Source organism: Kineosporia babensis, assembly GCF_021129305.1.
Classification (GTDB): domain Bacteria; phylum Actinomycetota; class Actinomycetes; order Actinomycetales; family Kineosporiaceae; genus Kineosporia; species Kineosporia babensis.
Genome location: NZ_JAJOMB010000008.1, coordinates 52611 through 66193, shown reverse-complemented (window position 1 = coordinate 66193; position 13583 = coordinate 52611). Strand labels below are relative to the sequence as shown.

Annotated in this window: 12 protein-coding genes; 6 read left to right on the top strand and 6 right to left on the bottom strand. The window is 70.3% G+C overall.

The annotated features are described in order from the left end of the window. Nucleotides 1-149 precede the first annotated feature (149 nt). Entirely contained in the window at nucleotides 150-818 is a 669-nt protein-coding gene (locus tag LR394_RS16520; RefSeq protein WP_231442817.1) for a TetR/AcrR family transcriptional regulator, read from the bottom strand. 234 nt (nucleotides 819-1052) lie between these two features. Here LR394_RS16520 and LR394_RS16515 point away from each other — a divergent pair, with 234 nt between their 5' ends. The 5 genes from LR394_RS16515 to LR394_RS16495 all read left to right on the top strand — a co-directional run bounded on the left by LR394_RS16515 (nucleotide 1053) and on the right by LR394_RS16495 (nucleotide 7015). After that, nucleotides 1053-3233 carry an MMPL family transporter gene (locus LR394_RS16515; RefSeq protein ID WP_231442815.1) on the top strand — a complete coding sequence of 727 codons (2181 nt, stop codon included), beginning with the start codon at nucleotides 1053-1055 and terminating at the stop codon, nucleotides 3231-3233. A gap of 290 nt (nucleotides 3234-3523) precedes the next feature. After that, a complete protein-coding gene (locus tag LR394_RS16510; protein WP_231442812.1) occupies nucleotides 3524-5203 on the top strand; it encodes a methyl-accepting chemotaxis protein in 1680 nt (559 codons plus the stop codon). 48 nt (nucleotides 5204-5251) lie between these two features. Next, complete coding sequence (locus LR394_RS16505) at nucleotides 5252-5623, top strand: response regulator (protein WP_231442809.1); 372 nt, start codon at nucleotides 5252-5254, stop codon at nucleotides 5621-5623. 43 nt (nucleotides 5624-5666) lie between these two features. Continuing rightward, a complete protein-coding gene (locus LR394_RS16500) occupies nucleotides 5667-6497 on the top strand; it encodes a CheR family methyltransferase (RefSeq protein ID WP_231442806.1) in 831 nt (276 codons plus the stop codon). Further along, a complete protein-coding gene (locus tag LR394_RS16495; protein ID WP_231442804.1) occupies nucleotides 6494-7015 on the top strand; it encodes a hypothetical protein in 522 nt (173 codons plus the stop codon). Before LR394_RS16500 ends, LR394_RS16495 begins: the two co-directional genes overlap by 4 nt. A 15-nt stretch (nucleotides 7016-7030) precedes the next feature. Here the strand turns inward: LR394_RS16495 and LR394_RS16490 are convergent, their stop codons facing one another. Together LR394_RS16490 and LR394_RS16485 are read right to left on the bottom strand one after the other, a co-directional pair. Continuing rightward, nucleotides 7031-7702: a TetR/AcrR family transcriptional regulator gene (locus LR394_RS16490; protein ID WP_231442801.1), complete on the bottom strand. Its 672-nt coding sequence runs from the start codon at nucleotides 7700-7702 to the stop codon at nucleotides 7031-7033. Then, the gene (locus tag LR394_RS16485; RefSeq protein WP_231442799.1) at nucleotides 7689-9218 is read right to left on the bottom strand and encodes an MFS transporter; all 1530 of its coding nucleotides are present in this window, start codon (nucleotides 9216-9218) and stop codon (nucleotides 7689-7691) included. The genes LR394_RS16490 and LR394_RS16485 overlap by 14 nt, the downstream gene beginning before the upstream one ends. 217 nt (nucleotides 9219-9435) lie before the next feature. On the opposite strand from LR394_RS16485, the gene LR394_RS16480 reads away from it, so the two are divergent. Further along, a complete protein-coding gene (locus tag LR394_RS16480) occupies nucleotides 9436-11043 on the top strand; it encodes an alpha/beta hydrolase (protein WP_231442796.1) in 1608 nt (535 codons plus the stop codon). Nucleotides 11044-11103: 60 nt separating this feature from the next. Here the strand turns inward: LR394_RS16480 and LR394_RS16475 are convergent, their stop codons facing one another. From LR394_RS16475 to LR394_RS16465, 3 genes are all read right to left on the bottom strand, one after another. Further along, nucleotides 11104-12321 carry a hypothetical protein gene (locus LR394_RS16475; RefSeq protein ID WP_231442795.1) on the bottom strand — a complete coding sequence of 406 codons (1218 nt, stop codon included), beginning with the start codon at nucleotides 12319-12321 and terminating at the stop codon, nucleotides 11104-11106. A gap of 62 nt (nucleotides 12322-12383) precedes the next feature. Continuing rightward, entirely contained in the window at nucleotides 12384-12890 is a 507-nt protein-coding gene (locus LR394_RS16470) for a flavin reductase family protein (protein WP_231442793.1), read from the bottom strand. After that, entirely contained in the window at nucleotides 12883-13416 is a 534-nt protein-coding gene (locus LR394_RS16465) for an NADPH-dependent FMN reductase (RefSeq protein ID WP_231442790.1), read from the bottom strand. The genes LR394_RS16470 and LR394_RS16465 overlap by 8 nt, the downstream gene beginning before the upstream one ends. Nucleotides 13417-13583: the final 167 nt, after the last annotated feature.

The window sequence follows — 13583 nt, the reverse complement described above, 5'->3', positions numbered from 1 at the left end:
CCCTCACTCGCGGACAGGCCAGGGCGAAGGTCTGTCTATCAGGTCACACTTTGCCCGCCAAGGGTTGTGGGGTATCGACCGTGAGTGAGATCCGAACGTTATTCGGGTGGGATTGGGCCCGGTTCCGGCCTCGAACTCGATGATCGAGGTCAGACCGGCTCGGACATGGACTTGATGATCAGGGTCAGCGCGCGCCGGCAGGCGTCCAGTTCGGACTGCTCGCCCGGGTGCGGGCCGAACCACAGGTGCGTGGTGCCGGTCTCGTAGCCGGCGATCAGCAGGGTCAGGGCGTCCTCGGTGCTGACCGTCAGCCGCCGGCCGGCCCGGGCCAGGCCTTCCATCACCAGTCGGGCCAGCTCGTCGTGGAAGGGCTGCATCACCTGCTGCAGCACCGGCGCCTGCTCCGGATTGCGCACCATGTACAGCCCGATCTCGGTCTCCATCAGCCGCGCCTGTCGGTCCACCGGGTTGGCCGCGAGCACCTTGTCGACCAGGTCGTCGATCACGTCGGCACCGGCCGGGACGGGGGCGTGCGCGGTCTCGTCCAGGATCCGGCGGATGCCGTCCAGCAGGAACTGGTGCTTGTCCTGCATCAGGGCGTAGAGCAGGTCTTCCTTGGTGGAGAAGTTCGAGTAGAAGGCGCCGCGGGTGAAGCCCGCCTCCTCGCAGATCGCCTCCACGCTGGCGCCGTTGGCCCCCCGCTCGGCGATGACTGCGGCGGCTGCGGTGAGCAGACGCTGCCGGGTGGCGGCCCGCCGGGCGGTGATCGGGGCCGCCGCAGATGCTTTCGGGCCACTGCCGGTCTGCTGCACGCTCACGGTCGTTCCTCGGCTTCCTGGTCAACCCTGACACCCGCCCCTGCCAGACGGGTGAGCGCACAGTGTCTCGCAGTTCGCGCCATCGGGCGGTGTGCGGCGAGCGAACTCTCCTGCGGTCCGGATGCTGCTGCCAGGGTGTCCATCTCCCGTTCGATACATTACTGTATCGAATACATTCCTGTATCGAACCTGTTCAGCCGCCTGCTGCCCACGCGGCGGTGAGGGAGAAGACCTATGTCCACGCTGCTCTACGCGCTCGGCCGGCGCGCCTACCGAGGCCGGCGCCTGGTGCTCGGTCTGTGGGTGCTGGCCCTGATCGCACTCGCCGTCGGGGCCGCCACCCTCGGCACCGGCACCAAGGAGGAGTTCCGGATCCCGGGCACCGCCTCCCAGGAAGCCCTCGACGACCTCAGCGATCGCTTTCCCGAGCTGAGCGGCGGCCAGGCCCAGCTGGTCGCGGTGGCTCCGGAAGGCTCGTCGGTGGCCACCCCGCAGATGCAGCAGGCCGTGCAGACCTCGCTGGCCGCCATCGCTCAGGTCGACGGCGTCACCGCGGTCATCGACCCGTACAACGAGCAGGTCACCGGGGCGATCTCGGCGGATGGCCAGGTGGCCCTGGGTACCGTCCAGGTGAGCGCCGACTGGCGGGAGAACGCCGAGGCGCTGCGCGAGGACATCGAGGCCGCGGCCCAGCCGATCGAGGCGGCCGGCGGCACCGTCGAGTTCGGCGGTGAGGTGTTCGCCGTCGCCCTGCCCGAGGTCACGCCCACCGAGGCGCTCGGGGTGGTGGTCGCGCTGGTGGTCCTGATCGTCACCTTCGGCTCGATCCTGGCCGCCGGGCTGCCGCTGCTCACCGCGCTGCTCGGGGTCGGCGTCGCGATGGCGGCGATCTTCCTGGCCACCCCCGTGGTGGACGTCTCCAGCACGGTTCCGCTGCTGGCCCTGATGATCGGCCTGGCGGTCGGCATCGACTACGCGCTGCTGATCGTCTCCCGCCACCGTGACCAGCTGCGCGAGGGGCTGGAGCCGGAGGAGTCGGCCGCCCGTGCGGTGGCCCGGGCCGGCTCGGCGGTGGTGTTCGCCGGGCTCACCGTGATCATCGCGCTGGTGGGTCTGGCCGTGGCCGACATCCCGTTCCTGACCGTCATGGGTGTGGCCGCGGCCGGGGCGGTGCTGGTGGCCGTGCTGGTCGCGATCACCCTGCTGCCGGCCCTGCTGGGCTTCCTCGGCGCCCGGCTGGTGCCCGCGGACAAAGGCGGGGCGCAGGACCGGCACCGCTTCGCCAACGCCTGGCTGCGCACGGTGATCCGCCGGCCGGTCGTCACCGTCCTGCTCGTGGTGGTGGGCCTGGGTCTGCTCGCGGTGCCGGCCAAGGACCTGCGCCTGGCCCTGCCGGACAACGGCACCGCGGCCACCGAGACCACCCAGCGCCAGGCCTTCGACCTGGTCGCCGAGCACTTCGGCCCCGGCGCCAACGCCCCGCTGCTGGTCACCGCCGACCTGCCGGCCGGGACCGACCCGCAGCAGTTGCTCGGCCGGCTGGCCCAGGACCTGGGCGGCACGCCGGGGGTGCTCGGGGTCAGCTCCGCGGCCGTCAACGCCGACGGTGACCTCGCTGTGGTGGCCTTGGTGCCGGCCAGCAGCGCCGCCTCGCAGGAGACCTCCGACCTGGTCAAGGCGATCCGCGACCGGGACGCCGAACTGGAGCAGAAGTACGGCGTCCAGATCGGGGTGACCGGCCAGACCGCGATGGCGATCGACGTCTCCGACCGGCTGGCCGATGCCCTGGTGCCGTTCGGCATCCTGGTGGTCGGGCTGTCGCTGGTGCTGCTGGGCGCGGTGTTCCGCTCGGTCGCCGTCCCGATCAAGGCTGCCCTGGGCTACCTGCTCTCGGTCGGCGCCTCGTTCGGGGTGGTCGCCGCGGTGTTCGAGTGGGGCTGGCTGGCCGAGGCGTTCGGGGTGCAGCGGGTCGGCCCGGTGATCAGCTTCATGCCGATCCTGCTGATGGGCGTGCTCTTCGGCCTGGCCATGGACTACGAGGTGTTCCTGGTGGCCCGGATCCGCGAGGAGTTCGTGCGCACCGGCGACGCCCGAAAGGCCCTGCACCTGGGCTACGCCGGGGGCTCGCGGGTGGTCACCGCGGCCGCGCTGATCATGGTCTCGGTGTTCGCCGCTTTCGTGCCCGAGGGTGACTCGCAGATCAAGCCGATCGCGCTGGCCCTGGCGGTCGGGGTGTTCGTCGACGCCTTCGTGGTCCGGATGATCCTGGTCCCGGCCGTGCTGGCGCTGCTCGGCCGGGCGGCCTGGTGGATCCCGGGCTGGCTGGACCGGATCCTGCCCAAGCTCGACGTGGAGGGCGAGGGGCTGCAGAAGCGGCTCGAGCAGACCGAGCCGAAGCAGGCCAGCCCGGTCTGATCACTCGCGCGGCGTAGCCGATCAGGAAGACCGCAGCCCCCGGATGCACACAGCGTCCGGGGGCTGCGCGCAGGTCGGCGCCCGAACGGGTGAGGAGGTCACGCACTCCGGGCCGATGAACACGGTGAGTGTTTCAGCAATCGCCACCGGCTGCCGATGGGGACTGGACGATCCGTCCGGGGACCATCCCTGCGGCCGGGCCGACGAGGCAGAACCACCGCTGTGCACCACCGCTCGGCCGGCCGCCCCCCACGGCCGGAGCCTGACCCGGAAGGCCTAGGACCGCTTCGATGACCGCTGTTGGCGAGACCCTGCGTGCACGACCCCGGACCGGCGCTGCGGCGATCGGGTCGGTCCTTCCCCTGCGTTTTCTGGCCGACCTGCGGATCGGTGCCAAGATCCTGATCCTGTCCGGGCTCGCCGTGCTGCTGGCCGTGGGGATCGGCCTGACCGGGCAGCAGGCGGTGAACAACGTCCAGGGCACCACGCAGCAACTGGCCGACGTCACCGCGCGCGCGAGCACCACCGTCCTGGACGCCCGGGCGAACTTCAGCGGATTCCGCCGCTACCTCTACAGCGCCGCGCTGGCCCAGGACGCCCAGGCCCGCCAGGATGCCCTGGCCGGCGCCCAGGAGAACTACGACGAGGCGCTGGCGGCACTGAAGCAGTTGCAGGCCATGGACCTGAGCGCGAGCGACCAGGCCCTGCTGGCCCAGCAGCTGATCCCGGCCGCCGAGCAGGCCTGGCAGGTGTGGCAGGCCGACCTGCAGCCGATCGCCGCCCGCACCGACCTCGGCCCGCGTCAGCTGGCCTCCTACACCAACCGGGTCGCCACCCAGTTCGACCCGCTGGCCGACAGCGTCCGCGACCACATCGCCACCCTGACCGGCAGCCTGCAGCAGCAGCTCACCGCCGAGGCCGACACGGCCGCCGACACCGCCCGGGCCGCTGTGCTGCGGATCTGGCTGTTCACCGCGCTCGGCGCGGTGCTCGTGATCGGCATCGGCGTGGGCCTCGCCCGGCTGGTGTCCGGTCCGGTGAACCGGGTCCGCCAGGCGCTCGTCGCCCTGGCCGACGGCGACCTGACCGCCTCCGCCGACGTGAACAGCCGGGACGAGGTCGGCCAGATGGGCCAGGCGCTGGACCAGGCCACCACCTCGCTGCGCGCGGCGATGGTCCAGATCGGCGTCACCTCAGGCACTCTCGCCGACTCCTCGCGCAACCTCAGCTCGATCTCGACGCAGATCGCGGCCACCGCCGACGGCACCTCGAGCCAGGCCTCCGGTCTGGCCGGGACCGCCGGCGAGGTCTCCAGCAGCGTGCAGACGGTGGCCGCCGGCACCGAGGAGATGAGCGCCAGCATCCGGGAGATCGCCTCCTCCTCGGCCGAGGCCGTGCGGGTGGCCGCCAGCGCGGTGAACGAGGCGGTCACCGCCCGGGCGACGGTCGCCAAGCTGGGCGACTCCAGCGAGGAGATCGGCAACGTGGTCAAGGCGATCACCTCGATCGCCGAGCAGACCAACCTGCTGGCCCTGAACGCCACCATCGAGGCGGCCCGGGCCGGGGAGGCCGGCAAGGGCTTCGCGGTGGTCGCCGAGGAGGTCAAGCAGCTGGCCCAGGAGACCGCCCGGGCCACCGAGGACATCTCCCGCCGGGTGGAGACGATCCAGGCCGACACCCAGGAGGCGGTCGCCGCGATCGCCCGGATCTCGCAGACCATCGAGGACGTGAACGCCTACCAGACCACGATCGCCTCGGCGGTGGAGGAGCAGACCGCCACCACCTCGGAGATCTCGCACAGCATCACCGAGGCCGCAGCCGGCTCGGCCAGCATCGCCACCAGCGTGGACTCGGTGGCGCAGGCGGCCCGGGCCTCCAGCGACAGCATCGGCCAGGCCGAGCAGGCCTCCGGCCGGCTGGCCGAGATCTCCACCGAACTCCGGCAGCTGGTCTCGCGCTTCCGGCTCTGATCGGCGCACCGAAGAATCAGGCAGCAGCACAACACAGATAGGCGGATCATGCAGGCACTAGTCGTCGACGACTCGCGGGTGATGCGAACCATCCTCACGCGGCTCCTGACCGACCTGAACTTCGACGTGGTTCAGGCGGGTGACGGCGCCGAGGCCCTGGCCGCGCTGGACGCCGGGGCGCGCCCGGACGTCGCCCTGGTGGACTGGAACATGCCGGTGATGGACGGTCTGACCTTCATCAAGAAGTGCCGGCAGAACCCGGACTACCGGGACGTCGTGCTGATGATGGTGACCACCGAGAGCGAGCACTCGAACATCGTCCAGGCCCTCGCGGCCGGGGCGCACGAGTACGTGATCAAGCCGTTCACCGACGAGGTCATCGCCGAGAAGCTCGAGATGCTGGGGCTGATCGCCCGGTGAACCACGAAAGTCTTTACCTGGTGAGGGAACGGGGGTCTGTGTGGTGAACACTCCCATCACCAGCACCGATTTCAGCTTCGTGGCCGACCTGGTCCGCCAGCGCAGCGCCATCGACCTGCAGCCGGGCAAGGAGTACCTGGTGGAGTCCCGGCTGGTCCCGCTGATGCGGGTGCACGGGGAGAACGAGCTGGGCGGGTTCGTCGGCCGGCTGCGCCGCGGCGACCAGAAACTGATCGACCTGGTGATCGACGCGCTGACCACCAACGAGACGCTGTGGTTCCGCGACACCGCGCCGTTCGACGTGTTCTCCAAGCAGCTGCTGCCGGACGTGGCCCGGACCTCCTCGACCAAGCGGCTGACCATCTGGTCGGCGGCCTGCTCCTCCGGCCAGGAGGGGTACTCGCTGGCCATGCTGCTGCTGGACTGGCTGCCGAAGAACCCCGGCTACGAGGCCAAGGTGATCGGCACCGACATCTCCCGCCGGATGATCGAGCGGGCCAGCGCGGGCAAGTACTCGCAGCTGGAGATCAACCGAGGGCTGCGAGTTCCCTACCTGGTCAAGTACTTCGACCAGGTGGGCCGGGACTGGGTGCTGAAGAAGGAGGTCCGTGACCTGGCCTCGTTCAAGTGGGGCAACCTGGCCCAGGCCCCGGTCGGGCACCCGCAGTGCGACGTCATCTTCCTGCGCAACGTGCTGATCTACTTCGATCCGCCGACCAAGAAGAAGGTCATCGAGAACTGCCGTTCGGTGCTGCGCCCGGGCGGCTACCTGGTGCTCGGCGGCGCCGAGACCGCGCCCTCACTGGGCCCGAACTGGAAGCGGTTCGACGTGGACCGAGCGGTGGTTTTCCAGCACCTGGGAGGTGGCTCGTGATCGATCCGGCCGAACTGGCGGCGGCCCAGCCCGATCTGGAGATGCTGCTGGTCGAGATGATCGCCTCGGTGCTCGGCGAGCAGGCCGAGCCGACCGGGGAGCGGCTGCCGCCCGCGGTCGGGCTGGCGGTCTCCCGGCTGGTGATCCAGGACGCGAACGACGGCAGCTTCCTGGGGATCGAGGTGCGGGCCGAGGGCACGCTGATCACCACGCTGGCCGCCACCCTGCTGGGGGTGGCCGAGCCCGCGCCGGACGACATGCTCGACGTGATCGCCGAACTCGGCAACATCGCCGGGGGCAACGTGAAGTCGCTGCTGTGCCACAACGGTCAGCTCTCGCTGCCCTCGGCTCAGCTGGTGTTCGAGCAGAGCGGTGAGGCGCCGGACGCGATCCGGGCCGCGGCCGGGCTGCTCGGCAACGTGATGGAACTGGTGGTGATGCCGTTGCCGGCGGCCGATCCGCAGACTCGCTGGCCCTCCGGCTCGGCGCAGCACGAGGCGGAGGTCAGCTCGCTGTAAGGGCGCGGGCTTCGGTCACCGGGTGGGCCGCTGGGCGCGCTGCGCCTCGGCGATCCGGCGCAGCTGCTCGTCGGTGACCGAGGGCCGGGCGCTGGGCACCGGCTCGATCCGCAGCGCGGCCAGGTGCAGGTCGAGGTGGCGCTGCCAGGCGTCCGGGGCGTTCTGCCCGGTCACCGCGACGATCCCGCGCAACGCCCACATCAGCGCGCGGACGTCGCCCAGGCTCACGTCGGGCGAGATCCGGCCGTGCTTGAAGGCCTGCGTGTGCAGCTCGGCGATCAGCGCGTTGAGCTGCTGCTGGTGGTCGGAGTTGCCCGGGCTGAACAGCTTGGCCGAGTAGCCGTGGTGGCGGGCCAGCGAGCGGCCGAAGGCCCGCAGGAAGGTCTCCAGGCCGTTGCCGGCCTCGTCCGCCAGGCCGGCCCGGGCGGTGCTGATCAGCTCGTCCAGGATGATCCGGACCAGCTCGTCGACCAGCGCCTGCTTGTTCGGGTAGTGCCGGTACAGGGTGCCCACGCCGACCCCGGCCCGGGAGGCGATCAGCTCCATGCCGGCTTCCACGCCGAACTCGGAGATCACCTCGCGGGCCGCAGCCAGCACGGCCTCCTGGTTACGGGCCGCGTCTTTACGCATCGGGCGTTCGATGGTTCCCACGGCGCTCACCCCAGCCGGGCCGTCAATCCGGTTCATCACCCACGAGCGTACCGCCCACCGGCAGCGCCGGTTCCGGACGTAGCACCGGCAGTTCCCCCATCGGGCCGGGCGCCACGGTCACCGCGGTGACCACCGGCCCGGCCGGCTTCAGGTCGGGAATCAGCAGCCCGGCCAGGGTGGCCAGCAGCAGCGCCACCGCCAGCAGGGCGAAACCGACGGTGTAGCCGGACTCCTGCGGGAACCCGCCGGGCCCGGCGTGCGCAGTGACCACACTGGCCATCACCGCCGAGCCGATCGCCCCGCCGATGGTCCGGATGTTCGCGTTCATCCCGCTGGCCACCCCGGTCTGCTCCTGGGGCACGCCCTGCACGATCAGCCCGGACAGCGCCGAGAACACCAGCCCCATACCGAGTCCGAAGACCGCGCCGCCGAGCACGATCTGCCAGCGGCTGTCGTGCAGGAAGGCGAACATCAGGAGCGAGAGCATGGTGACCGCGGTACCGGCCACGGTGAACCACTTGCCGCCGAACCGGGCCGAGAGGTTGCCGGACAGGATGCCGGTGGGCAGCTGCACCACGCACTGCGAGGCGAGCAGCAGCCCGGAGGCGGTGATCCCGGCGCCGAAGCCGTACCCCGCCTCGAGGGGGGTCTGCAGCAGTTGCGGCAGGAACCCGAACACCGCGTACATCGCCACCCCGAGCAGCAGAGCCACCAGGTTGGCGGTCCAGACCGGCCGGCGCCGCATCATCCGCATGTCGATCAGCGGTGTGCTGGCCCGGGTCTCGGCCAGCACCCAGAGCCCGGCCAGCACGGCCGAGGCGGCCAGCAGGCCCAGCACCTCGACCGAACCCCAGCCCCAGGCGGAGGCCTGGCTGAGCGGCAGCAGCAGGCAGACCAGCCAGGCCGACAGCAGCAGCGCCGGGCGCCAGGAGATCCGGCCCCCGGAACGCACCGGGGAGGCCGGGATCAGCAGATAGGCGGCCACCGCGGCGATCAGGGTCATGATCAGCGGCAGCCAGAACAGCCAGCGGTAGCCCAGGAAGTCGACGATCGGCCCGGCCAGCACCAGGCCCAGCCCGCCGCCGATCGCGCTGAGCGAGGCCATCGTGCCGACCGCGCCGGTGACCCGGTGGGCCGGGTACTCGTCCCGGATGATCCCGAAGGCCAGCGGCAGCACCCCGCCGCCGATGCCCTGGATCACCCGGGCGGTGATCATCACGGCCAGGTTCGGGGCCAGGGCGGCCAGCAGCGAGCCGATCGCCAGCGCGACCAGGGCCGCGACGAAAACCCTTTCCTTACCGACCAGGTCGCCGACCCGTCCCATGATCGGGGTGGCCACCGAGGCGGAGAGCAGATAGGCGGTGAGCACCCAGGTGACGCCGCTCTGGGTGGTGTTCAGGTCGTGCTGGATGGTCGCCATCACCGGGATGACGAGGGACTGCAGGAGGGTGAAGGTGCCGACCGCGAGGGTGAGGACGGCGAAGGTCACCTCAGGGGGTGTTCTTCCGAAGGGGGCTTTCAAGGGGGCAACGCTCGGCTGAGCGGACTGCATCGTGCTCCTTGTGGTCGCAAAAACGGAACTGGGATTCCGCTGCGAGCAGCGTACCCGGTAACGGAATTCCGCTTCCGCTTTCTCTTGGGGCCGACCGATGTGATTTGCGTCGCCCACCGGTGCGCACCCTCTATTGCCATCCGCGGACCGGGACGGAACACTCGGCGGGTTACCAAGCACGGCGAAACGTAAGAAGAGGGCTACCGATAGAGGGCCGATGGTGAAGAAGAAGCTGGTGGTGATGGCGGTCTCGGCTGCCCTGGTGACCACCACGGTGGTGGGGGGATCGGTGGCGCGGGCCGTCGGCTCGGAGGAGTCCGGCAAGGCCGCGCCCGTGGTGGCGGCCGCACCGGCGCCGACCGAGGTGGCGTTCAAGCCCAAGGCGATCAAGTGGGGCAAGTGCGCCAGCGCGAGCCTGACCTCGCTCGATGCCAAGTGCGGCTTCCTCAGCGTGCCGCTCGACTACGACAAGCCCAAGGGCAAGAAGATCCAGATCGCCGTCTCGCGGATCAAGGCCACCAGCAAGAAGGCCGACCGCCAGGGCGTCATGCTGGTCAACCCGGGCGGTCCCGGCGGTTCCGGGCTGACCCTCTCCTCGCTGGGCCAGTACGTGCCGGACGACGCCGGTGCGGCCTACGACTGGATCGGGTTCGACCCGCGCGGCGTGGGCTCGAGCAAGCCCGCGCTCAGCTGCGACGGCAACTACACCGGCTACGACCGGCCGAAGTACGTGCCGGCCACCGCCAAGGGCGAGAAGCTCTGGCTGGGCAAGACCAAGAAGTACGCCAAGGCCTGCGCCAAGGCCGGCGGCGCGCTGCTGGACAACATGAAGTCCCGGGACAACGTCCGGGACATGGACGTGCTGCGCAAGGCGCTGGGCGAGAAGAAGATCAGCTTCTACGGCTTCTCGTACGGCAGCTACCTGGGCCAGGTCTACGCCACCCAGTACCCGACCCGGGTGCACCGGATGGTGCTGGACGGCGTGGTCGACCCGCGCAACATCTGGTACCAGAGCAACCTCGACCAGGACGCCGCGTTCGACAAGAACATGGACGTCTTCTTCGCCTGGGTGGCCAAGAACAACGCCACCTACAAGCTGGGCAAGACCGGCGCCGCGGTCAAGAAGGAGTACTACAAGCAGCTGCGCGCGCTGGACAAGAAGGCGGCCGGCGGCAAGATCGGCGGCGACGAGTGGACGGACATCTTCCTCGGGGCCGGTTACTACGTGTTCGGCTGGGAGGAGGTCGCCTCGGCGTTCTCCGGCTGGGTGCACAAGGGTGACTGGAAGACCCTGAAGACGATGTTCGACGACTCCAACCCGCAGGGCCCGGGCGCCGACAACGGCTTCGCGGTCTACCTGGCCACCCAGTGCACCGACGTGCAGTGGCCGAAGAAGTGGTCGAAGTGGAAGAAGGACAACTGGGCCATGCACAAGCAGGCCCCGTTCATGACCTGGTCCAACGCCTGGTTCAACGCGCCCTGCCTGAACTGGGCCGGTGAGGTCGGCAAGCCGGTCACGGTGAACGGTGCCAAGGCCCCGGCGATCCTGCTGGTCTCCGAGACCCACGACGCGGCCACGCCGTACGAGGGTGCGCTGGAGGTCCGCAGCCGCTTCCCCAAGTCGGTGCTGATCGAGGGCGTCGGCGGAACCACCCACTCCGGCTCGCTGAGCGGGATCGCCTGCACCGACGACACCATCGCGGCCTACCTGAAGGACGGCTCGCTGCCCAAGCGGGTCGACGGCCGCAAGTCGGACAAGCAGTGCGACCCGGTACCGCAGCCCGACCCGTCCGGCAGCACCGAGACGAAGAAGTCCGCGGTCTGATCAACTGACGAAGGCCCGGCCCCCTACCAAGGGAGCCGGGCCTTCCTCGTTCACCGGTACTCAGTGCTGCTGGTGCTCCTGCCGCTGCCCGTCGTCCTCGAGGTCCTCGTCGTCGTCCTCGTCAAGGTCGTCGTCGTCCTCGTCGAGCTCCGGCTCGTAGCCCTCCACCAGGTACGGCGGAAGGTGCAGCTCGGCGTCGAACGGGGTGAACCAGAAGTCGAACCCCAGCGGGGCGGAGTCCGGCCGGGCCCGCAGGTCCTCGTCCTCCACGTCCTCGGGGATCTGCGGGTCGTACAGCATGTCGTGGTCGCTGTCGGCGAAGTGGTGTTCCTCGATCACCTCGCGCCAGCCCGGCTCCAGCTCCACGTCGACCAGGTCGAGCTGCACCTCGGTGGCGTCCAGAATCAGCCGCAGGGCCAGTTCGTGGGCCACACAGGCCAGCGGTTCCCAGCCGGCCGTCAGGCGCCGGGTGACATCGGCCGTGGCGATGATCAGCCGCTGGGTGAACAGCGCGTCGTAGCGGTCGGCGTAGCGCACCGGCAGCCCACCGAGCACGAAGAACACGTCGTCCGGGGCGTCCTCCACGGTGGCCGTGGCCCCGTCCCGGGTCAGCGTGTCCAGATCGATGAACAGCTGGTCGACCACCGCCACCGAGGCCTGGAACAGCGCCCCGGCCACGAACCGGGCCTGCAGCAGAGCCTCCTGCTGCTCCTGCTCGTCCTCGGCGGCCACGTCCAGCGTGGTCAGGTGCGTCAGGTCCACGCTGGTCAGCAGCTCGGCACTGGTCAGCAGGGCCGCCTGGCCGGCCTCGGTGTCCCGGTCGGTGTCGAGCCCGGTCAGGCTCAGCCCGTCCGGGCCCTCGACCACGACGACGGTCTGGGTCTCGCCCGGGCCGTCCAGCAGCTCGTCGAAGTCGTCGTCCAGGACCTGCAGGTCGGGGCCCACCTCGTCGAGGCCCTCGGTGACGTCCGCGGACTCACCGGTGACACTCACCGAGAACGGTCCCCAGCCCGGGTTGGCCGGGTCGTTGACCAGTGCGGCCACGCTGTCCCCGACCAGGCTGAGCACCTCGGGGGCGGCCAGGCCGGGCGCGGCGACGGTCAGGCTGATGTCGACGTCGCCGGTGCTGCCGTTGGTCAGGTACCCCTCGTTGGTGCACTCGGCGATGGCCAGCGTGACCGACTCCTCGAGTCGGCGCAGCATGCCGTCGCGCTCCAGCGCCGTCGAACCCTCCGCGGCGCCCACCAGGATGGTCAGCTCGTCGTCGTCCTCTTCCATGTGGGCAGTCTGCCTGACCCGGGACGGATCCGTCAGCGGGGTGCCCCCAACCAGGACCTGTCCTACGCGCTGCGCGCCCCGAGTTCCTGGTGAGGGTGAAGCCGCCGGTACGTTCCGTTGAAGTACAACAGCGGATGCAGGCCGGGCGTGGTGTGCAGCGAGCGCACCCGGCCCACGGTCAGGTAGTGGTCCCCGGTCTCGAACTCGTTCTCCAGGTCACAGTCGATGCTGGCCAGGACCCCGTCCAGGCGGGGGCTGCCGGTCACTCCGGGCTCCCAGGCCACGCCGCGCCACTTGTCCGTCCCGCTGCGGGCGAACTGGTTGCACAGCGCCTCCTGCCCGGACTCCAGGATGTTCACGCAGAACGAACCCGCCTCCCGGATCCGCGGATAGCTGCTGGAGCTGAGCGCGGGGGAGAAGGCGATCAGCGGCGGGTCGAGCGAGAGGCTGAAGAACGACTGGCAGGTCATCCCGACCGGCTCGCCCTCGTGCACGGCGGTGACCACGGTGATGCCGGAGGCGAAGCCACCGACCACCTTGCGGAACCTCGCGGTGTCGAACTCAGCCACGTGAAGCCACCTCCAGGCGTCCCTGAACAGCCGGGATCAGCGAGTGGGCGTTGGCCGAGCCCCACTCGGCGGCGATCGCCTCGAGCTCGGCGATCCGGGTCATCACCAGGTACAGGCCGCGGCTGGGCACGGTGGCGCCCAGCTCCACCAGCAGCGGGCGCAGGTTGACCTCGGTGGCCATCGCGTGGGTGTCGGCGGCGCCGGTCATCACCGGCACCGCGACCACGCCCTGCAGGCCGTTGCTGGGGTAGCGGTCGAGGAAGGCCTTCAGCAGGCCGGTGTAGGTGGCCTTGTAGGTGGGCGAGGCGACGACCAGGACGTCGCTGGCCGCCACCGCGTCGTTGAGTTCGGCCAGGGTCGGCTCGGGCCACTCGAACAGCCGGGACGAGTAGTCGGCCAGGTCGATCACCTGGCGCTCGGCCGGCTGCCCGGGCAGCAGCTTCTCGATCACGTCGGCGACGGCCTCCGCCACCCGCAGGGTTCGTGACTCGGGCTTGGGATTGCCCACGACCACGGCGATTTTCACCGTTGCACACATCCTTCACAGCAGCCAGCTGATGGACAGTTCCGCCACCGCAGGCGGCCGCCCGGCGCGCGCCGGAGGGCAGGCCTGACTGCCTGCGGGGCAGGAACATTCACCTGTCGCGGTCTTGTGTCGCGACGGCGGCTGCAACGTCTTACGCTGCTTCCATC